Raw genomic sequence first — 20747 nt, 5'->3', positions numbered from 1 at the left:
GTAAGCATAGGTTGAGTTAAAAACCAATATGTACCAAGGTCCTTGGATTCGGATTTCAAGTGCAACACTAGGGTACCAGTGGTTGGAACAGATTTAAGAATAAAACACTTGGCGTTTCGTAGCCAAGTGTTTTTCTTGGCCGGTGGTTCAACTCATCTTGAACCCTGCGTATCTCCCGATCGCTGATGTTTCGGAAATCGGTTTGTTTGGGGAAATATTACCGGATGAGTCCGTTGGTGTTCTCATTTAGCCCTTTCTCCCAAGAATGGTAAGGGTGGCAAAAATAGGTTTTCGCCTTCAATGCTTTGGCTATTTTGGCGTGTTGGTAGAACTCTTTGCCGTTATCCATGGTGATGGTGTGGACTCTGGCTTTATATGCCTTTAATACCCTAATGGCCGCCCGGGCAGTGTCTTCGGCTTTTAAGTTCTTTAATTTGCAGATGATGGTGTAGCGGGTAACGCGTTCGACCAAGGTCAATAACGCGCTTTTCTGATTTTTGCCGACGATGGTGTCGGCCTCCCAATCGCCGATGCGTTTTTTTTTGGTCGACAATGGCAGGTCGGTTTTCTATGCCGACGCGGTTGGGCACTTTGCCTCTGATCCATGTGCTGCCGTAGCGTTTGCGGTAGGGTTTGCTGCATATTCTGAGATGTTGCCATAAAGTGCCGCCGTTGTTTTTGTCTTGGCGAAGGTGGCGGTAAACGGTGCTGTGATGGAGTGTGATTTGGTGGTGTTTGCGCAGGTAGGCGCATACTTGTTCGGGGCTGAGTTTGCGGCGGATAAGGGTGTCGATGTGCTGAATCAGCTGCGAATCAAGCTTAGTAGGGTTTTCGCCGGTACTGTTTGGTCAGCCGGCTTTGCCGTTTTGACGAACTGAACATCCCCGATTACAGCACCTTATGCCGCTACCGCAACTGGCTGGCGCAAGACGACACCCTGTCCGAATTGCTGGAACTGATTAACCGACAACTGGCCGAAAAAAACCTAAAAGTAGAGAAGGCATCTGCCGCCGTCGTTGACGCCACCATTATTCAGACAGCCGGCAGCAAACAGCGTCAGGCCATAGAAGTCGACGAGGAAGGACAAGTCAGCGGCCAAACCACACCGAGTAAGGATAAAGATGCCCGTTGGACAAAGAGAAACGGCCTCTACAAACTCGGTTACAAACAACATACCCGTACCGATGAGGAAGGCTATATTGAGCAACTGCACATTACCCCCGCCAATACCCATGAGTGCAACCACCTGTTGCCTTTGTTGGAGGGCATTGCCGAAGATACGACCGTCTATGCCGATAAAGGCTACGACAGTGCGGAAAACCGACAACATCTGAAAGAGCATCAGTTGTTAGACGGCATTATGCGCAAAGCCCACCGCAACCGTCCGCTGACGGAAGTGCAAACCAAACGCAACCGATATTTGTCGAAGACCCGTTATGTGGTCGAACAAAGCTTTGGTACGCTGCACCGTAAATTCCGCTACGCCCGGGCAGCCTATTTCGGACTGATTAAAGTGAGTGCGCAAAGCCATCTGAAGGCGATGTGTTTAAACCTGTTGAAAGCGGCTAACAGGCTAAGTGTGCCTGTTGCCGCCTAAAAGGCGGCCCGGATGCCTTATTATGGGGCGTCCGGGGAGGATTAGGGGGTATTGGGGTAAAATCAGGAGGTATTGGGGGAGGGAAACAGCCGAAAACCTGTGTTTGGATTTCGGCTGTCGGGGGAAGGGCTTTTTTGCAAAGGTCTCAGAATGCGAATTTCGATTTAACTTCGGCACACCGTCCCGGCAGCTAAAAATCCTGCGGGATTGGTGTGGAATTTAGGGCTAATCTACGTCAGCCCCTTTATTTAAAGGCATCATCATCATGCACGATGACCTTATTGACATAAACCGGCTGCACCAGTGTTTCTTCATGAAAGGTAGGCGACTCTGCCTATGGCACAGATGTTTTGGTAGTCATTGGGAAGCCGACAACGTATTGTGCGCAGAATGCGTTTCTTCGCGTTGGATATCTATTTGCGGTGCCAAAGGCTCATGCTCTAGCGATGGAGAATCCTGCTTACCGGTTTCAGGCTTCACTTTGAATACGGTAGTGGGGCTTCTACCGGCTGACTTTCTGCTGGCAAAACCATAGGAGCTACAGGCTCAGATACAGACAAATACTCCTCCACATCAACCGCTTTTATCGACACTTCTTCCAGTACCGGAGCTTGCGTAGTTGGTGTAGTTTCTGTTGTTATCCGTTTTTCTACTGTTACAGGCGCCTCCGTTTGGGCTGGTGTTTCTACGGTTTCAGAAGTTTCCACCTTGGTTGGCGTTTCTACCTTTTCAGGTGTTTCTACTTGGGTTGACCCTTCTACCACTTCAGATATTTCTGCTTTGACTGGCGCTTCTACTGTTTCATGTGTTTCTGCTTTGGCTGGCACTTCTACCGTTTCAGATACCTCTGCTTTAGCCGACGTATTACTTTCCTTATTTTCTACGGGTTGTCTCTCAGCTGGCGAAGTTGTTTTTGATACTACCAGAGTCTCCGAGCCAGCATTTGTAAGACCAGATTTCTCGGTATCTGCCTGTTTGGCATCCTCAGTTTTCACACTTTCTTTAACAAGGTCGTCTGGATTTGTCTTGTCTTCAGACTTTTTACCGTCTTCCGATTGGTTAGTCTGTGTAACTTCAGGATAAGGAATCGGCTCTTCTGACTTGCCTGCCGTTTCTTCCGGTTTATCCTGTTCTGCCTTAGCTTGTTGGGATTCCGTAGCTTTTAATTTCGCATTGTCTTGCTTAGACTCAGGCTTGCCTCCTGTCGAACCTGATTTCTGCTGATTAAGCGGATACTCTCGAATAACGACTTCGGCAGGCGGAGTTTCGGTATGCGGCACATGGCAGCTCTCGCCCATTTTGATGAAATCAATCCCGGAAATCAAAAAATTGGTATTTTCCAGATTTCCTCTCAGCCTGACATAGATTGGTGTGTTTTCAGGCGTATTTTTTCTGACGCTGATGATTTCCGCTGCGGCTTCATAGCCGTTTCCACTACCGGGAAGCAAAGTGTAATTGTTTTTCAAATCACAACTTCGAATCCGGACATAATTGTTTTGAGTGACCAACATGCCTTCCAGCTCTTTGGCAAAGGCGGTTTGAGCGGTTGCTGAAAGCAACACGCCGCAAGTAAGGAAAATGTGTTTAACCATATTTTATTTCTTAATTTTCAAAGTAATCTATTTACGCCAAAGAAAGCTTATGTCCGGCTGCGTTTAACGGAAACCGTCCCCTCAGGCATAAAATAAGTGTCTATCACTACCGCACCCACGTTTTCGATTTCGCATTCCAGCTGATAACACAAGACCATGATATTGTCTTTGGATTCAGTGAGGTGGATATCCAAGTTCCTTAATCTCGGCTCGTATTTCAACAAGGTTTTTCTCATAAAATACCGCAAGTCATGCGCGCTGGACGGCAGGTTTTTATAAACCATGCTGAGATCGGGAATCCCATAATCCGGCAGATGTTTCAAGGAACCGCTCCTGCTGTTAAGAATGCGTTGGATATTGTCCAAAACACTGCGAACCAACTGGAAGCTGCCCGGCAGGTCATCTATCGGCAAACCGTCGGAATAAAATCCGGTCAGTTTCTCATAGAGTGCGGCATCCATTATTTGACTTTCTTGACCGTCTCTTGAAGCAGGACTTTGTTATCCACCAATTCGATAACGACCGGTTTTTTATTGGTCAGCTGCTTTTTGGTAATCAACATTTTCCAAGTCTGCTCTTCCCCTACTTTGTTGTAGAAAGCGACGACGCCGACATATTTGGTGTCTTTATTCAGCGTTTCATCAAAGCTGATGGTCTCCCCCGGTCGGATGGTATATTGCTTGTAACCTTCCGCTAGATCGTTGCTCAAGATGGTTTTGTCTTGATTGAGCAAATCGCGATATGAGGCAACTTCATAATTTTGCTTGTCTTTCAACTGATACACTCGGACGACTGTCGACAGCGACTGCCCGCGCTCGTTTTGATTCAAACCGTTTCGTGCAATCAGGTCGATTTTCAAAATCTTGAGTTTGGTATAAAAAACACTTTTCGTTGCTTCAACCGTTCCATCTTTCATGCCTTGCCAAATCCCGCATCCTGAAAGCATGGCGCATAAAAGGGCTAATGAGCAGACTGACGTAATTCTGGTTTTTTTATTCATGATTTTCCGTTTTCTTGAAGTTAGTTTGAGTAAGTATAGTTCGCTATTTTTATTTGTTTGTCTTGGTGCATCGCACCTAAACCGGTATTAATCCCCAATATTTGTTTTTTTTCCAAACGGCTTTTGGGTATCCATTGTTTTTTAATATTCAGGTAAACACTCGCATCAAAACGACGACCCAAATAGAGTTTTAATAATTCGAGCAATTTTTGGTGCAATTGCTGCTTTGGCAACAGAAGCTGCGCGTTGTCAAATGTATCGGGTGTAATTTCAATACGCACCAAATGACTGTAATCTTTTATCCGTCCGCCCAAAGATGCGCTTCCCCCGTCTAACCGCAAACCGGCTTTCCCCAGTTTGCGGTCCTTCTCCAAAATGACCCACTGCGGCTGGAACTCTTTTACTTTTACGTCGGCAAAGGGAAGAAGGTATCTGACAATGCTGACAATCCCTTCTTTGGTTCGGGTTCGTTGGTAAAAAATACTGAACAATCCCAAAATCCTGCTATCCAGCAGAGGATGCATGAATTTCCCGTTGACCATGCCTTGCCCGATTAGGTGCAAGAGGGAACGCGATAGGTCATCCTGCCCCTCCCGTTGAAACAGAAACGGATAACGGTATTTTTTCCATGCTTGGAAAAACAGGGTCGTGATTCGGTGGTTAAAAATATCTAAAAATGCTGCCAGGCTTTCACTGCCGTCTTTATGTGTCGCAATATCGTTCAGGAAGTAATCCGGCAAAACCGCATCGACACCGTACAAACCTAAAAATGTCGTCCTGACAGTCGGCAGATCGGCTTCTGCGTCATATTCAACCGATGCAATCTCCCCGGAAGGGAAAGATAAAGACTTTACCCTTCTAAATCTTACGGTTGACTCGACAGCCTTTTCTTCATTTCCTTCGGCAAGGGTTTCCAGAACCCGGCAAAATTGGAAGAAATTCATTGTTGCCGCATTGCGTACAATAAACTCCCCCAATTTCTCTTGGAAGATTTCAGACGACCCGCTTTCGCGCTGCGCTTTATTTCTAGGAATCTCCCATAAGGGAAGCGTTTGCCTGTCGTTATTTTCTTTGGCGCTTTTGTGCGCCGTTTCTAAAACCGTGTGATAGTTGTTTTGCTGTCTTTCCATGTATATGTTTTCCCGGATGGCAGAGAAACAATGCTGAACCGGGTAAACAGGTTCAAATCAGCATACATTGCAAAAAATTCGTTCAATAATTCTCCGAACAAATAAATTTCCGCCTCACCGCTAAATGCGGTTGAATCAAATGTTACGGTAATATGAATTCCGCGATGGACTGCGCCACGCTCGATTCTCTGTACTGTTTCATGTTTGACATCAACAATACCATTCAGTCTGCGCTTGTTCAGCTCGTCTTCAGTCCAGTCGTAAATGGACAATGCCCCTTTCAAACTGTCGACATTCAATAGTGATAAATAGTTGGGTGACAAATGGGACAATATGCGCCATTGGAATCTATCCTCTGTCGGCGGGTAGCAAGACAATGTCGGCGTAGTAAGGTTTCTGACCATTTTGATATTTGGTTCAGCGATATCGTCGTCTTGAATTTGGGTTTCCCTCAGACTTTTACGCGGCAAAGCACCATTTGTCCCGACCACCTTCAATGAAAGCGTCTCAGTAGGCAATATGTCTTTTCTATCCCACAACAATCCGCCAAGCATGATAAATGTTTCATGTCTTCCTGATACGCCTTGCTTGACTTTGGTATGGAAATACCTTTCCGGCGCATCATATTTCATCAATCCGCCACGATGCTGGAATGAGGAAAAAGGAATATAGGGATAACGCTTACCTGTTTCATGATTAACCGCCTCTACCTCTTCGACGGAATAAACTTCAACGGCCATACCTTCATGTAACAGCGGCTTCACCTGATATTCGAACGCCTTATGATCCACTCGGATAGGCTCTGCTTCCATATCAAACAGATTGATGGCAGGCACGCAGTTCAATTTCAAACAGTCAGGAGGGAATCGAAGCTCTGAAGGGTATTGCTTGGAAAGAACCACATTCACGCTAAACTCATTAATCCGTTCCGACCACGCTCCGGCATCGATGCCCACTAAATCAATAAAGAAAAACTTCTGTTTGAAACAAAAATATTCCAGCAATAGTTGATAGCCGCTAAAGCTGTTATTGACTTTCTCCCACAACCTTTCATCTTCAGCAAATCCGACTGCCTTAAACTGTATATTGCCGGCAGATGGCAATTCGGCATGATGCAGGCTGATTCGCGCTGTCTGATTCAACAAAGCATGACGCAATGCGAAGGCAATCGGTTCATCAGCGGAAATATAAATTCTGATTTTGGAAAAATCTAAATTCTCTTTCTGTATTTGCCGGTGGATACCGAAAGTTAATTTGATGACGCTTTGACCATTCGCATCATAATCCAACAATGTATGCAATATGCTCAAAGGCTGGAGCGCAACATCAGCAGTGGTCCGATACAAGCATCTGGTCAATCTATCGTTGATATTGATAGGTTCGGACTGAACGGACAATCCTTTTTTAACGACTTGCCCTCCTTGCAACTTTTTATTATCCGGAATCAATTCCAAAACAGTCAGGGAAGGAATCATCCTCAGATAATGTGGCCACAGCATATGGACCAACCCCTCCGTCAATTCCGGAAAGTCATCATCTAATTTTTGTCTGATTCTCCCTGTCAAAAAAGCAAAGCCTTCAAACAGTCTTTCTACATAAGGATCGCGCGTACCTACTCTGTCTAAATTCAGCATTGCGGCACGATCAGGGTGGGCTTTTGAAAACTCTAATCCCGCCTCTTTGAGATACCGCATCTCTTCTTCATAATAGCGTAATGTGGGATCTGACATAATATATGCTTAATAAATTAATTCCAATGCACGGACAACATCTGCCTGCATCAACTCTGTCCGTAAAAATTCGAGCTGTCCGACTGCCTCAATATCTTTATTATCAAGGTTTTCACTTAATAGTTGATACCAAAGAGCATACACTTCAAACGTAAAATGTCTGTCCCACTCTTTAACTGTCAACACTTGCATCTGCTTCGAAGCCTGTTCCAACAGTTTCACTGCCCAGTCCGCCTTTTGGGCGCTTACAGCCAACCGAGCCATCATCACCCATTTCTTAACCTGCCCCGAACCTGTCTGCCACTCCGGTAATGTTTCCAACCAAGCAAATGCAGCGTCTAAACCGTGTTCTTGTGTTTGCAACAGCGCCTGTTGCCAGTAACTTTCTTGGTTTTCCTCCTGTGATGACGGTTCTAACGCTGCCTTTTGAATGGCTTGGCTACTCATCTGCTTGCGCGTGGACGACATGACCTTTTGTTCCAACCACTTAAGCGTATCGGCAGATACAAACGGGAATCCGTTATCAAAACTTAAACCGGTCAGGCCTTCGCATCGGGCCAATAAGGATTTCAACTCAAATAGTGATGAATCAACTTGGGAAAGGTATAAACCACCTAGCGCCTGTTGACCTTGCCATGCGTAATATTGCAAATCCAGCCAATAGTGATTAGCACCTTCCAAAAAAGCCGCTTCCACTTTATCGAGCAAATCGCGCCATTGCTGCTCCTGAACCAAACGATTCAGGTTTGCCAATAAATCGGCCCTCGGAGCCTTCAAACGCGTCTGACCGTTTTGATGAGGAGGAATGCCGTTCAATCCGCCCCAACGGACGGCTCGAATCATCTTGTTTGCAGACCAATAACCATCATCCTGTTCTCTCAAGTAGGCAGCATTAATCCTGACTTGGTCAAGTAAAGCTTTAGAAGAGTTAACCTTTGTGACAGTCAGACTTTCAGACGACCCTCGACTCTCTTGATGAATTTGCGGCGTTGCCACTTGCTCAACAGGCGCACTGGTCTCTTGATTTTGATTTGAACTTGTCGGTGAGGATGAAAAACGAACAGATGACTCTTCAAAATATTGCAACAATGGGAATAAGCTGGGGCGCACTGCCTCTTCCCATCCATCAAAGTAATGTTGCAACGACATCAAAGCCGATAATGTCCGCTTAAGCTCCGTAGAATCGGATAATCCTACTTCTTTAAGCATATCCAACACCCTTTCACCGGACAACCAATTTAATGCATTACGTTTTTGTACCGGCTTTTTCGGCCACAGCGACTGATCGAATTTTTGCAACAACCCGCACAAAATCTCCAAGCCGTCCGAAAACCCTGCCAATCCCCTGTCTCTCAACAAGGCAAAAATGTAATAGGTTGCCACCCTCAGGTCTTTAGATTCACGCTTCAAGAGGCGTTCTGAAGCATCCAAAATCAATTGGTAATCCATACCCGAAAGTTTGGCCAGCTCAATTTTGATGGCTTCAAAATCATCTGCATAGGCCACATCCTCGCCGCAAGGATGGTCGTCTGAAACAGGCTCCAACCATTCTTGCCAGCGATGGATATTGTTATCGGTGATAGATGTACCTTCATCACCGAGTATCAGCTTTACCCATTGAGGTAATGTCATCATTATTTAACCTCAAAAATCTTATTCGGCAGATGGATATTTTTCAGATCCAACAGTCCCAACGGTCCTTTACCGGAATTGGTTCGCATATAGAAGCGCATCAATTTGTCTTTTTCCAGCGGGAACTCGACCAGATAAGTACTTCCATCAATCGGCGTAACCCTGGATTTTTCGAGCATACGGATGAAACCAAAACGTCCGCTGATTTCCTGAGTTTTACGTATACCTTCTGCCTCGGTTTCCCAAGAAATACGCAAACCGGCATTGCTGACATCACCCGGCCATTTAAATGGCTTCCACTCTGTCTGCTGGTTGAAATAATTCAATGATTGACCATCAATAACCAAGTCAAACTGAACAATCCCTTGCGTAGATGTCGGCTTCAGCTCAAAGCTGTAACCACCTTCTCCGTTAACAAAGAAATCCTCAGAAATTGCACTCAATTTATTCAGCTGTTGCAACAATCCCGGGTTGACTTTCAATTCGCTTCCCGGTGCCACAATCCATTGATTGCCTTGTTTGGTCAAAACGCCTGCCAATTGGGTCGTTACAAACTGATTCAATGCACCTTTGTTGATATCCAAGTATTTTGCCAATACGGGAATCGAAACTTCTGTTTCTGATTTGGCAAACGGATATCTGCCACCCAACTCGGACTGCATAGGATTAACAAAATTGCTTGCCCACAGATTATTGATATCTTTTTGGGCTACGCCTGCAATCGAATCCCATACGGAATTAAATGGCAAGACAAAAACGTTGCGCGCAAACGGCAGCAACCTGTCGCCCACACCAGCCTCAATCAAACGTGCATACTGCATACCTTCAAGAAATTCATTGTCTCCGCCGTTCAAAACACCTTGCACGGCCGATCTGGCTACACCACCGGTATCGGAAGAAGACGCCATTTGAATCAAGCGTTGTTTAATGGTCGTCACTCGCTCAAGGTAGCGTTGCAGGCTCAAATCGCTCTTCGGATTGATTTGTGCATCAATCAATTGCAACAAGGTTTCAAATTCTGCTTCCAACGGTCCTGCCAGATAATCATTGACTTTACCTTCCAAAGCATTGATGTGTTCAGCTTGTGAATTTAGTACCGTATCAGCAACCCTACGCGAGCGTGCAGACAGCTGTCTTGCCGCTGCACGTTTTGCAGCATCGGTAACCGCTGGATTCACGTCGATTTTTTTGCTATCCAACTGGCTGCTTTCTTTTATGGCATGAAACAATGCCACTAATGGCGAGCGTTTGGGATCCGCATAAACATGAAGTTGGTTTACCGAGTCCAAATTAGTCGCCCTAGGCTGCCATGTAATGCTGTTCATCATGTCATACCAGGCAGCAGCATATTCTTTGAAATAACGTTCTTTCAAACTGTTAATAGCCGCTTCCGTCACCGATGCCTGATGCAGATTTCCACCCAGCACCCAATCGTTACTCTTACTGTCGTTGGCAGCTTGCTCCAAAGCAGGTTTGATGTATTTTTCCCAGCCTTCGATTGTATACACGCGAGGCAAAGGTTTACCAACATTCCAAATGCCTTTCAAATCCTTATTCAGCAGCTCTGCCAATGTAATGGTTTTCAGCTTGGCATCCGTACCTTGTACGATGCGTTTGTATAACTGCTCACTGCCTTGGTCACGGTTGATCCAATCCACTAAAATCTGACGGCTTCGTGATACCAATTCAGACTGCTCCGTCTCAAGCCAACCGGAATGGGTGGCCATGCGTGGTACGAAGAATTGAGCCAAAATCTGTGCATCTTTGGCAGAAACATTCTGTGCTGAAAGCATTTCCACCAACTTTTTCGTCAGGAATTCAGCATCTTTTTTGTCTTTGGTTTTCTCCACATGAGATGTCATCATCAAATATGCTTTCAAGTCTTGATAAGAACTGTCTTGCAGTTCGAAGTCGTCCGGAATCTGCCCTTCGAGCATAGTCAAACCATCCAACTTATTCGCAAAGAATACGGTAGCCGGGCGGCTGACGACATCTTTAACCAAAATACCGTATTTACGATACGCGGCAGCCAACAACTCTTTTCTATGTTCATAGCCCAAGAACTTGGCTGTATATTGCAAGAAATCCCTGCCGGATTCCATTTCGGTAATACTCTGTTGCAGCTTGACTAATGCTGCAACTTTTTCCGAGCGTGATTTTGCCTTCTGAATGCTTTCCAAATCAGCATTCAGACGACCTATATTTTGATAACTGCTGTGTGCCCCCACTGCAAACACACTACCGACCAACAAAGCTACGGCACTCATCGCCAGATAAGTTTTTTCCGTTTTGGACAAATGCAGTTTCTTACCAGAACCCAAAACAGACAGATCATTAAACGCACGGTAAATCAGATCTCCTGATTGTTCAGGATTATTGGTTTGAATAAACGAAACGCCGGCAACTGTATCCAGTTTTCCCAAACTCCGTTTTTCAGCAGCAATATGATCCGCCAAAGCCTGACTTTGGGAGGGCAAGGTGGCAGACAGTTTTGCAATAGGTGTTTGGCGCAAATCTTCCTCAATTAGCTGCGTACCCAATGCTGCCAACTGGTTGGCAAACTGATCCAATTCTTTCGCCAACTCCGTTGCTGATACAGTCGAACCATATTTCAAAGCATGGCTGATGGCTGATGGCATTTCATCGGTTTCATTGGTCAGATACACCTGATTAATCGGCAGCTTCCATCCGAGCTTTTTCATTAACTCGGTCAATTGCGCAGCATTTTCGTGAATTGAGGATTTTGCCTGAAGCGAAACAATGCCTTCGGCAGGACGTTTACCCACGCCCCTCAGATATTGCCAACCGCCTGCAGGCTCCATGGCTTGTGCATCAATCCAAATAGCCGGTGCGGTTTCCACCCACAACTGACGGCGGATATCCGGTAAAGAGGCTTCCAGCAAGGCAGTGTCTTGGGTGACCACAAAAATCCAAGGCTTACGATGTTTTTTATATTGCTTGGTCAGCAAGTGGATATGTCTCAACTGCTCCCAGCGTTCCGACACACCGATCAAATGGGTAGATTCCGCACTGTCACCGCTTAAATCTTCGGGATTCAGATGCTTCAAATTGGAATGTCTGTCGGACACGCCTGACCAAAGCATTCGCGTCAACAGAGGGATAAAGAATATCAACGAGGTCACTACTGTGATACATGCCCAAACAACCGCTTTGGCTGCAGATGTATCAATTCCGAATTTATGACCTAAAAAGTAGAGTAAGACTGCACTGACGATGCTTAGAATAATAACCACTATGCCAGTAAAAATTGGCTTCATAATAACTTCCGAAAAATAAACTTAAAATCTAAAAACTTAATCTGTATTTTGAATATCAGAACTTTTGAATTATTAAGATGAAAGGCTTTTTGCCAAACCTGCCCCGAATCAGGCATGCGCCCCTAAAAACCTGTGACACTAAAAGGATTATGCAATTTTGTATCTTATTTCAGACAACCCGGCACTTTAACTCCGTGCAGATTCCATTCCCCTTAGTCGCTTCCGACAGTCGGCATACTGCTGATCAAAGCGCAGCCGCATGCAGTTTTACAACCGTCCACAGCGACATCGCGCCCTTTAAACGACATATATTGACTGCCTTCGATAATCGGATTGGTTCCATGCCCAGGTATGGGGCAAGAAACCAAATCGCCTACCAGAGCGGCAGGCTTTCCTTCAATGACCATATCCGAAGACGCTTGAACCACAACGCCTCCATGAGTAGTCGAATCTCCCAGCCTGATAATATAGTGGATTAACTTTAAACCAGTACGGCGTTGCCTCGCCTTGCCGTACTATCTGTACTGTCTGCGGCTTCGTCGCCTTGTCCTGATTTAAATTTAATCCACTATACCTTTCATAGTTTTTACCTTTTTAAAAAATTTACTTATCATATCAAAAAATAAATAAATTAGTAACTACCATTAAATATCAAATTCATACCGCTTATCAAAATGGTTATACAACGGGCAAAATTACGATGGTTTGAGTGCTAATCGATTTTTTAAAATAATAAATAAAACCTCTTTTATTCAAATATTTACAACAAATTAACTTCATACTGAATCAAGACAGGACAACGCCCGACCGGTTTTAAAATTAATCCACTATAAGAGACCTTTGCAAAATTTCCCAAAATCCCCTAAATTCCTACTCAGACATTTAGGGGCTTTCTCATGAGCACCTTCTTCCGGCAAACCGCCCAAGCCATGATTGCCAAACACATCGACCGCTTCCCACGATTGAAGTTAGATCAGGTGATTGATTGGCACCCGATCGAACAATACCTGAACCGTCAAAGAACCCGTTACCTTAGAGACCACCGCGGCCGTCCCGCCTATCCCCTGTTGTCCATGTTCAAAGCCGTCCTGCCCGGACAATGGCACAGCCTCTCCGATCCCGAACTCGAACACAGCCTCATCACCCGCATCGATTTCAACCTGTTTTGCCGTTTTGACGAACTGAGCATCCCCGATTACAGCACCTTATGCCGCTACCGTAACTGGCTGGCGCAAGACGACACCCTGTCCGAATTGCTGGAACTGATTAACCGACAACTGGCCGAAAAAAACCTAAAAGTAGAGAAGGCATCCGCTGCCGTCATTGATGCCACCATTATTCAGACTGCCGGCGGCAAACAGCGTCAGGCCATAGAAGTTGATGAGAAAGGACAAGTCAGCGGCCAAACCACACCGAGTAAAGATAAAGATGCCCGTTGGACAAAGAAAAACGGCCTCTACAAACTCGGTTACAAACAACATACCCGTACCGATGAGGAAGGCTATAGTCAATTAAAATCAAAATAGGACAGTAGCGCATCGTCAAATCGGGCGTAATCAGACAAAACGGTTCGCAGATACCGCTTAATATTCGCCCACACCTTCTCAATCGGGTTGAGCTCAGGCGAATAAGGTGCAAGAGGCAATACCTTATGTCCCAATTTTCCCGCCATTTTCCGTAAGACACCCATACGGTGAAATCGTGCATTATCTAAAATAATCACCGATTTTTGAGTCAATGCGGGCAGTAGGCATTGCTGAAACCACGCTTCAAAAAAGACTCCGGTCATCGTATTTTGATAAACCATCGGAGCAATCAGCCGGTTGCCGACTTGTGCGGACACCAGAGATAAGCGTCGGTATCTTTTTCCACTTATCTGCGCTTTCACTATTTGCCCTTTCAGGCCGCGGGCATAGGGACGGAACAGGTAGCGGTCAAATCCTGTTTCATCTAAATAAACGCGTTGGTAGTCAGAAAATTCGGCCGGCTGTGTCAAATAATGCGTCACTTTGGCCGGATCTTGTTCTTTGTAAGTGGTGGTCTTTTTTTGCGCATCATCCCCATCTGTTTGAGTGCATAGCAAACGGCGGCTGGCGTACAATCAAAATGTTTGGCGATTTTATGCAGATAGGCATCCGGGTGTTGCCCAACATATTGAGCCAGTTTTTGCCTATCCAATTTGACGGCATTTAGACCGGTAACTTGATGTTTTAGGCTGCCTGTTTGTTTTTTAAGGCGAATCCACAGGTAAAGCGTGTTTCTTGACAAGTTAAATGTTGCTGCGGTTTGGCTGATGTTTTTGCATTGTTCGTAATAGTTTAAAGCTTTGTTTCTCAAGTCCGCAGAGTATGCCATGGTTAGACCTTCAAAGTTGAGTATTGTGCTATTTTGTTTTTAATTAGCTATATATCGAGAAACTGCACATCACTCCTGCCAATACCCATGAGTGCAACCATCTGTCCCCTTTGTTGGAAGGCATTGCCGAAGGTACGACCGTCTATGCCGACAAAGGCTACGACAGTAAGGAAAACCGGCAACATCTGAAAGAGCATCAGTTGTTAGACGGCATTATGCGCAAAGCCTGCCGCAACCGTCCGCTGACGGAAGCGCAAACCAAACGCAACCGATATTTGTCGAAGACCCGTTATGTGGTCGAACAAAGCTTCGGTACGCTGCACCGTAAATTCCGCTACGCCCGGGCAGCCTATTTTGGTCTGTGTAAAGTGAGTGCGCAAAGCCATCTGAAGGCGATGTGTTTGAACCTGTTGAAAGCGGCTAACAGGCTAAGTGTGCCTGTTGCCGCCTAAAAGGCGGCCCGGATGCCTGATTATCGGGTATCCGGGGAGGATTAAGGGGGTATTTGGGTAAAATCAGGAGCAATTAGGGGCGGAAATAGACGAAAACCTGTGTTTGGGTTTCGGCTGTTGGGGGAAAGGCTTTTTTGCAAAGGTCTCAACCTACCTGTTCACAGCCTGTATTGCCGTTTTTGCTTGTTAACTTGGCTTTAGCCGATTCTGCATCAGTACATTTATAGGCATTGCCCAAACTATCCATCCAAACGGAAAGTTTGTAATCAGTACCGGTTTTTGGAGTGGCAAAAAGATAATAAGCCCTGCTATTTTTAGCGTCCTTATTTTTCATTTCACCGCTGAAGTCGTATTTGGCAGCAACCTCGGGCGCAGCTTTGTAGGTCTTAACCAATCCCGTATCTCCCTCAATTTCATCTTTTATTTTAAGGGTAGGATTTTTGACTAATTCGGTTTTTAAGGCATTGTTAATAGCAAGCAGTTCCGTATGTGCTTGGGATTGGTAGCCACGTTCGATGTATCGGATATAGGAAGGGTAAGCGATGGTACTGAGGATGCCAATAATGGCAACAACAATCAGCATCTCAACCAGCGTAAACCCTTGAGATTTAGTGATAGACGTATTCATGATTTTATCTATTTATTTTATTCGTTGGCCACATAAGATTGTAGTATAACCACCGTATTTTCGTTTTTTCCCCATGCTTTGGCGGTAACGCGGTAAATGGTACGGTTGTCGGTAGGATTGGTGCTTAGGTATTCGATGATATAACGCGCATCTTTTTTCGCACCACTATTTACACCTGGATATTTTATTCCATTCACATCAATGCATTTTGTTTTCTTTCTATTTTCAGAATTAAAGCACTTATCATCCTCTCGAATCCATGCCTCAACGCTTGAAGTACCGTTGACAGTAATTGTTCCTGCTGCAGTCGCGTAGGTATTTTTACTAACCTGCGCCGCTTTACATAGACCATCAGCACAATCATCAGTAAATGGTTTTTTACCGTCTTCGATTTCATAAATGTGGTTCTCACCTTCACGCAATGCTGCTTCCGCAAGTGTGGTAGCAAATTTATGGTCGGCGTCATTTGTACTGATACGCTGCTCGGTATTATAGGACTGGGTTGCGGTAACGACGAGCAAGGCGATGACGATCATGATCATCAGGACAATGAATAATGCGAAGCCTGTTTGTGCAGAGGCTTTAGCAGGATGGTTTAAAGTAATCGGTCTGCGCATTTGTTTCCTCCGCGTACAGTCGCGTTAATTCGATAGATTTGGACTTCATTTTTATCATTGTTTTTGCCTACATTGATACTGTTACCTCCGTTCAACAGGATCTCGATGGAGGCAGGTGTTTCTTTATTGGAAAATTCTTTAGTATATTTGAATTTTTCGTCTTTTTCCTGACTTGTTCCCTGATTTTGTGCATTTCCAGCAGTGGTGGGGGTAGGGGCTGATGCGGCTTCACTTCCTTCAAAGGTCTCAGGGCATTCTTCAGTATAAAAGTAATGGATGTCCATATTTTTTATTCCCTTAATCAGCAACTGCGGATTACTCCATGTACCGTTGTCAGCCAGTTGGAAACGGTACAAACCTTCTTGCCCATCTACTGTACCAACAGCGTAAGCATTTACCTCATGTTTCATGATTGAGATATTGCCTGCTTGGGAACTATCTGACTTTAAAGCTGCTTTACCATCGGTGATTTTCGTTCCTGGCTTGGTAATGTTAGTACAATTGCTGGCAACTGCAGTTTCTGCAGGCGGATCTTGGGCATCTATGCCGTATTGGAAAATCAGTGCTTTTCCACTCGGTGTAAAGTCCTTTAAGCCTAAAGAGTCTGTTTCTCTGACAGCGGGAAGTATTGATCCAGTACCCTTGAGTTTGAATAAATCTGCGGAACCGAAATCTTGAATAACGACTTGGTCATCGAAGCCTGACATATTGAAACAGCCAAAGTTACCAGCCATACGGGCATCACGCACGATTTGGTTAGATGCATTGCGCAAATCCTGTTGGACGTTTAGACGGGAGGTTGCAGCGGTGTTCAGGCTGCGGGCGGTAAAATAGCCCGAGCTGACGGCTAGCAGGACTATCATGCTCAATGCGCTTGCCACAAGGAATTCAATCAGGCTGAAGCCTTGCATACCTGCTTTTACCGGAATGTGTGGGCGGTTTTTATTATTCATTATCTTTCCCTTACGCGTACTTGGTAGGTGTAAACAATAGAGTCTTCGTGTCTTTTTATGCCGCTTGCTGCTTTGTCGCTTTCTGCATCTTTAAGCCATAACACTTTAATAACAGTATCAGCATCTGCCTTTTTGTCACAATGAGAATTAAATGATCCATCATAAGTAGGTTCTTTATTAGAACTGTCTTGGCAGATTTCATAATGAAATTCGGATTCAGGTAAAGCAGCACGCAAGGCTTGATCGAATTGTGCGATTTGTGCTTTTGCTAAACTTTTTTTGCTCATGCTGGTTGTGGGATCTAATTTTTCGTTTTTAGGATTATCACTAGAACCGGCAGTAATGTAGTCATCAATGTATGTTTTACAAAATCCACGCTGACCATTGTTACGAGTGCATTCTTCCAGCCTTGGATTAATCAGCATACCTTCAACTAAGTTTTGAGTGAGTTGGGATACGATGGTTTGCCCTTCCGCTTCGCGTACGCTGGAAACGGTACGCAGTTGGATGGCGAGCAGGGCGAGTACGCCGATTGCGAGAACGAACATGGCCACCAAGACTTCAATTAAAGTCATACCTGCTTGGTTGGGTTTGGAAAAACTTACCGAGCTCGTTTTGGTGAATCTCGATTCACGCGTTTTCAGACGACCTTTTGTACGTAATGTCATGGGTTTCATAGAGCTATATTTTATTGTTAGGGTTGTTTATTGGATTCTGGTTTAGATTCCGCATATTTACAGAGATCGCGTGAATCTGACTTGGCGCAGATTTCTACTCGTCCGCTACTGTCAACTAACACAATGCTGGCACGAGATTTTTTGGTGCTTTCTGTGTTTGCGGCGGAATCGGTCATGCTGATTTTGATATAGCCGTCCGAGTAGGTAAAATCAGTTTTTTTAGTGGGTTTATTGACAGAATAGCCGAAAGTACCATTCGGCTGGAATGCAAAGAAAACAGGCTGTGAATCAGAATTTTTGCCACCGAATTTGACATGGTCAAATTGATAGGCAACCTTATCAACACCCTTATGGTTATCAATATCCTTAGGGTTTAAGAGGGCAGCACGCAGGGAAATATCCACTTTGTCTTTGTATTCAATATCGTTATCTTTATCAGCGTAGGCAAGCAGGCCCTTCTGTTTGAAATCGGCGTTACACTTACCATCATGAACCCCATTTTTTTTGAATTGCACGGGACAGACATAGACAGGGAGATTGAGGCGGACTGCTTCGGCTCGTGCAAAACGCAAGAGATTTGCCACCTGCTCTGCCTGACTGGCTGCGCGGCGGGAGGCAATCCATTCGCTCATATTGGGAAGGGCGATAGTGGCCATGATGGCGGTAATAGCAATCACGACCAACAATTCGATTAAGGTAAAACCTTTTTGTTGTGCGTACATGAGTAGTAAAAACGTCTAGAGTTAAGTAATGTGTTTTATTATCCGACTTAGAATATTTTTATCGCCGGTAATTATGCGGTTTGGCTCATTCTAAACGATATTGGGATGAATTGCCTAATAAAATATGAAATTTGCTTGGTTTTTAGACTGATTTGTCTCAATCTTCCATCAATGCCGATTCGGGAATGTAGGCTGCATTGTCGAATTTGGTAAATTGTCCCATCCAAGTGAGGAATACTTTCCCGACAGGACCGTTACGGTGTTTGCCGATAATACATTCCGCGAGACCTTTCATGGGCGATTCTTGGTTATAGTATTCGTCTCGGTACATAAACATAATCAGGTCGGCATCCTGCTCGATGGCACCGGATTCCCGCAAGTCGGACATCATTGGGCGCTTGTCGGTACGCTGCTCTACGGTACGGCTCAACTGCGACAAAGCAATAACAGGAACTTGCAACTCCTTCGCCAAGGCTTTGAGGGAGCGCGAAATTTCGCCGAGTTCTGAGGCGCGGTTGTCCGAGCGGCCTGAACCTGCCATTAATTGCAGGTAGTCGATAACGATTAAGCCCAATTTTCCGTTGAACTGGCGCGCAAGACGACGGGCGCGGGCGCGCAATTCGAGTGCGGTCAAGCCCGGTGTTTCATCAATATACATAGGCGCATCGGAAAGCTTGACCACAGCTTCATTCAGACGACCCCAGTGTTCATCTTCCAATCTGCCCGTTTTCAAAACGCTCTGATCAAGCCTGCCCACCGAACCCAGCATACGCATCACCAGTTGCGCGCCGCCCATCTCCATCGAAAATACGGCGACAGGCAGCTTGCCCTCTACGGCAACATGTTCCGCGATATTGATGGAAAAGGCAGTTTTACCCATAGAGGGACGACCTGCCACAATAATCAAATCACCGGGCTGGAGACCTGAGGTTTTTTTATCCAAGTCGATAAACCCTGTTGACACACCGGTAACTTCATCCGGATTATCGCGTGAATAAAGCATGTCGATGCGCTCGACTACTTCCTTCAAAAGCGCAGGCATTTCGAGAAAGCCCTGTTTGGATTTAGCCGTACTTTCTGCAATTTGGAACACCTTGTTTTCCGCTTCATCTAAAAGCTGCCCGGCATCCCTGCCTTGAGGATTGTAGGCACTACGGGCAATTTCAGTACCGACTTCGGCAAGTTGGCGCATGATAGAACGCTCGCGCACGATTTCGGCATAGCGGCGTATATTCGCAGCGGACGGCGTGTTTTGCGCCAAAGTAATCAGGTAATTGAATCCGCCCGCCGCCTCTAGTTCCTCATTGCGCTCCAAACTTTCCTGAACGGTAATCACGTCGGCAGGACGGCTTTCATTAATCAGATTGGCGATGGTGCGGAAAATCAGGCGGTGTTCGTGTCGGTAGAAGTCTTCACCGGTAACTACATCGGCGATTCTGTCCCAAGCCGAATTCTCAAGCAAAAGACCGCCCAAAACGGATTGCTCCGCCTCCATAGAATGCGGCGGCAGCGACAACGCGCTGACTTCGCGGTCTTCAGACGACGTATCGGGATAATCGTTCATGGCGGCAATCCTAAATGAATGGAAATTGGAATCTGCTATTATAGCGCAGCGCAAGTTTAATTGGTTTTCCTGATTTAAAGCAGGTAAAATAACGATGCTGTCCGGTTTATCCCGAGCAGCGGACACTACCAAAATACAATCATATAAAATAATTTAGGAGCACTAAAATGGAACATAAGCTGCCACAACTGCCTTATGAACTGGACGCATTGTCCCCGCATCTGAGCAAAGAGACTTTGGAGTTCCACTACGGCAAACACCATCAAACCTACATCACCAATCTGAACAATCAAATCAAAGGTACCGAATTTGAAAACCTGCCTTTGGAAGAGATTGTGAAAAAATCTTCAGGCGGTGTGTTCAACAACGCAGCGCAAACTTGGAACCATACCTTCTACTGGCTGGGTTTCACGCCTAAAGGTCAAGGCAAACCTTCCGGCGAACTGGCCGCCGCCATCGACGCCAAATGGGGCAGCTTCGAGAAATTCCAAGAAGCATTCTCCGCTTGCGTGGCAGGTACTTTCGGCTCCGGTTGGGCATGGCTGGTGAAAACCCCTGCCGGCGAATTGGATTTGGTTTCCACTTCCAACGCGGCCACTCCGCTGACCACTGAAAACACTCCGCTGCTGACCTGTGACGTATGGGAACACGCCTACTACATCGACTACCGCAACAGCCGCCCCAACTACCTGAAAGGTTTCTGGGAAATCGTCAACTGGGACGAAGTCGCCAAACGCTTTGCTGCTTAAATAATCGGTTGATATGAAAAGGTCGTCTGAAAACTTGGATTTGGGTTTTCAGGCGACCTTTTGTTGTTGCT

At 45.6% G+C, this 20747-nt stretch carries 15 protein-coding genes and 7 pseudogenes; 5 read left to right on the top strand and 17 right to left on the bottom strand.

Features of this window, described 5'->3' with window-relative positions:
* Positions 1 to 67: 67 nt before the first annotated feature.
* Positions 68 to 879, bottom strand: a pseudogene (locus NM96_05000) (IS30 family transposase).
* Here NM96_05000 and NM96_04995 point away from each other — a divergent pair.
* Together NM96_04995 and NM96_04990 are read left to right on the top strand one after the other, a co-directional pair.
* A pseudogene (locus NM96_04995) lies at positions 839 to 1597 on the top strand (IS5/IS1182 family transposase). The pseudogenes NM96_05000 and NM96_04995 overlap by 41 nt on opposite strands.
* Positions 1598 to 1739: 142 nt before the next feature.
* Positions 1740 to 1820 (top strand): annotated as a pseudogene (locus NM96_04990) (IS1595 family transposase).
* A gap of 21 nt (positions 1821 to 1841) precedes the next feature.
* Here NM96_04990 and NM96_04985 read toward each other — a convergent pair.
* The 8 genes and pseudogenes from NM96_04985 to NM96_04950 form a co-directional block, all read right to left on the bottom strand.
* Positions 1842 to 3189, bottom strand: a pseudogene (locus NM96_04985) (hypothetical protein).
* A gap of 47 nt (positions 3190 to 3236) precedes the next feature.
* Positions 3237 to 3650 (bottom strand): type VI secretion system baseplate subunit TssE, encoded by a 414-nt coding sequence (tssE, locus tag NM96_04980; GenBank protein ID AVR78778.1) that lies wholly within the window; start codon positions 3648 to 3650, stop codon positions 3237 to 3239.
* Positions 3650 to 4189 (bottom strand): type VI secretion system lipoprotein TssJ, encoded by a 540-nt coding sequence (tssJ, locus tag NM96_04975; protein AVR78777.1) that lies wholly within the window; start codon positions 4187 to 4189, stop codon positions 3650 to 3652. Before tssJ ends, tssE begins: the two co-directional genes overlap by 1 nt.
* A gap of 20 nt (positions 4190 to 4209) precedes the next feature.
* Complete coding sequence (gene tssG, locus NM96_04970) at positions 4210 to 5319, bottom strand: type VI secretion system baseplate subunit TssG (GenBank protein AVR78776.1); 1110 nt, start codon at positions 5317 to 5319, stop codon at positions 4210 to 4212.
* Entirely contained in the window at positions 5283 to 7049 is a 1767-nt protein-coding gene (vasA, locus tag NM96_04965; GenBank protein ID AVR78775.1) for a type VI secretion system baseplate subunit TssF, read from the bottom strand. Before vasA ends, tssG begins: the two co-directional genes overlap by 37 nt.
* Before the next feature lie 9 nt (positions 7050 to 7058).
* The gene (gene tssA / locus NM96_04960) at positions 7059 to 8684 is read right to left on the bottom strand and encodes a type VI secretion system protein TssA (protein AVR78774.1); all 1626 of its coding nucleotides are present in this window, start codon (positions 8682 to 8684) and stop codon (positions 7059 to 7061) included.
* On the bottom strand, positions 8684 to 11959 hold the full coding sequence (locus NM96_04955; protein ID AVR78773.1) for a type VI secretion protein IcmF: 3276 nt from the start codon (positions 11957 to 11959) through the stop codon (positions 8684 to 8686). Before NM96_04955 ends, tssA begins: the two co-directional genes overlap by 1 nt.
* 212 nt (positions 11960 to 12171) lie before the next feature.
* Entirely contained in the window at positions 12172 to 12435 is a 264-nt protein-coding gene (locus NM96_04950) for a PAAR domain-containing protein (GenBank protein AVR78772.1), read from the bottom strand.
* Between the two features lie 420 nt (positions 12436 to 12855).
* Between NM96_04950 and NM96_04945 the strand changes: the two are divergent.
* Positions 12856 to 13464 (top strand): annotated as a pseudogene (locus NM96_04945) (IS5/IS1182 family transposase).
* A 2-nt stretch (positions 13465 to 13466) separates the two neighbouring features.
* On the opposite strand, the gene NM96_04940 reads toward NM96_04945, so the two are convergent.
* Positions 13467 to 14314, bottom strand: a protein-coding gene (locus tag NM96_04940; GenBank protein AVR78771.1) for an IS630 family transposase whose coding sequence is annotated in 2 segments (ribosomal slippage) — positions 13467 to 13999 and positions 13999 to 14314 — 849 coding nt in all. Because the reading frame shifts where the segments join, the coding sequence is not laid out codon by codon here.
* Between the two features lie 50 nt (positions 14315 to 14364).
* Here NM96_04940 and NM96_04935 point away from each other — a divergent pair.
* Positions 14365 to 14766, top strand: a pseudogene (locus tag NM96_04935) (IS5/IS1182 family transposase).
* Positions 14767 to 14807: 41 nt separating this feature from the next.
* Here the strand turns inward: NM96_04935 and NM96_04930 are convergent.
* The 7 genes and pseudogenes from NM96_04930 to NM96_04900 form a co-directional block, all read right to left on the bottom strand.
* Positions 14808 to 14911: pseudogene (locus NM96_04930) on the bottom strand (filamentous hemagglutinin).
* Complete coding sequence (locus tag NM96_04925; GenBank protein AVR78770.1) at positions 14912 to 15394, bottom strand: prepilin-type N-terminal cleavage/methylation domain-containing protein; 483 nt, start codon at positions 15392 to 15394, stop codon at positions 14912 to 14914. It lies immediately after the preceding pseudogene.
* Positions 15395 to 15411: 17 nt separating this feature from the next.
* The gene (locus tag NM96_04920; protein ID AVR78769.1) at positions 15412 to 16011 is read right to left on the bottom strand and encodes a pilus assembly protein PilX; all 600 of its coding nucleotides are present in this window, start codon (positions 16009 to 16011) and stop codon (positions 15412 to 15414) included.
* The gene (locus tag NM96_04915; GenBank protein AVR78768.1) at positions 15990 to 16964 is read right to left on the bottom strand and encodes a pilus assembly protein PilW; all 975 of its coding nucleotides are present in this window, start codon (positions 16962 to 16964) and stop codon (positions 15990 to 15992) included. Before NM96_04915 ends, NM96_04920 begins: the two co-directional genes overlap by 22 nt.
* Complete coding sequence (gene pilV, locus NM96_04910; protein ID AVR78767.1) at positions 16964 to 17539, bottom strand: type IV pilus modification protein PilV; 576 nt, start codon at positions 17537 to 17539, stop codon at positions 16964 to 16966. Before pilV ends, NM96_04915 begins: the two co-directional genes overlap by 1 nt.
* 119 nt (positions 17540 to 17658) lie before the next feature.
* Positions 17659 to 18363, bottom strand: a complete 705-nt coding sequence (locus NM96_04905) for a prepilin-type cleavage/methylation domain-containing protein (protein AVR78766.1) — start codon at positions 18361 to 18363, stop codon at positions 17659 to 17661.
* Positions 18364 to 18520: 157 nt separating this feature from the next.
* Positions 18521 to 19927 carry a replicative DNA helicase gene (locus NM96_04900; GenBank protein ID AVR78765.1) on the bottom strand — a complete coding sequence of 469 codons (1407 nt, stop codon included), beginning with the start codon at positions 19925 to 19927 and terminating at the stop codon, positions 18521 to 18523.
* Between the two features lie 167 nt (positions 19928 to 20094).
* Here NM96_04900 and NM96_04895 point away from each other — a divergent pair, with 167 nt between their 5' ends.
* The gene (locus NM96_04895; protein AVR78764.1) at positions 20095 to 20676 is read left to right on the top strand and encodes a superoxide dismutase [Fe]; all 582 of its coding nucleotides are present in this window, start codon (positions 20095 to 20097) and stop codon (positions 20674 to 20676) included.
* Positions 20677 to 20747 lie beyond the last annotated feature (71 nt).

This window comes from Neisseria mucosa (assembly GCA_003028315.1).
Classification (GTDB): domain Bacteria; phylum Pseudomonadota; class Gammaproteobacteria; order Burkholderiales; family Neisseriaceae; genus Neisseria; species Neisseria mucosa.
Note: the sequence above shows the minus strand (reverse complement) of the source record. Positions and strands in the feature narration are given on the sequence as shown.

Excerpts from the sequence above, each read along its gene's own strand:
- tssE (AVR78778.1), bottom strand. The coding sequence starts at position 3,650 with ATGGATGCCGCACTCTATGAGAAACTGACCGGATTTTATTCCGACGGT.
- NM96_04955 (AVR78773.1), bottom strand. The coding sequence starts at position 11,959 with ATGAAGCCAATTTTTACTGGCATAGTGGTTATTATTCTAAGCATCGTC.
- NM96_04925 (AVR78770.1), bottom strand. The coding sequence starts at position 15,394 with ATGAATACGTCTATCACTAAATCTCAAGGGTTTACGCTGGTTGAGATG.
- NM96_04920 (AVR78769.1), bottom strand. The coding sequence starts at position 16,011 with ATGCGCAGACCGATTACTTTAAACCATCCTGCTAAAGCCTCTGCACAA.
- NM96_04895 (AVR78764.1), top strand. The coding sequence starts at position 20,095 with ATGGAACATAAGCTGCCACAACTGCCTTATGAACTGGACGCATTGTCC.
- pilV (AVR78767.1), bottom strand. The coding sequence starts at position 17,539 with ATGACTTTAATTGAAGTCTTGGTGGCCATGTTCGTTCTCGCAATCGGC.
- NM96_04900 (AVR78765.1), bottom strand. The coding sequence starts at position 19,927 with ATGAACGATTATCCCGATACGTCGTCTGAAGACCGCGAAGTCAGCGCG.
- tssG (AVR78776.1), bottom strand. The coding sequence starts at position 5,319 with ATGGAAAGACAGCAAAACAACTATCACACGGTTTTAGAAACGGCGCAC.
- tssJ (AVR78777.1), bottom strand. The coding sequence starts at position 4,189 with ATGAATAAAAAAACCAGAATTACGTCAGTCTGCTCATTAGCCCTTTTA.
- tssA (AVR78774.1), bottom strand. The coding sequence starts at position 8,684 with ATGATGACATTACCTCAATGGGTAAAGCTGATACTCGGTGATGAAGGT.
- NM96_04905 (AVR78766.1), bottom strand. The coding sequence starts at position 18,363 with ATGTACGCACAACAAAAAGGTTTTACCTTAATCGAATTGTTGGTCGTG.
- vasA (AVR78775.1), bottom strand. The coding sequence starts at position 7,049 with ATGTCAGATCCCACATTACGCTATTATGAAGAAGAGATGCGGTATCTC.
- NM96_04915 (AVR78768.1), bottom strand. The coding sequence starts at position 16,964 with ATGAATAATAAAAACCGCCCACACATTCCGGTAAAAGCAGGTATGCAA.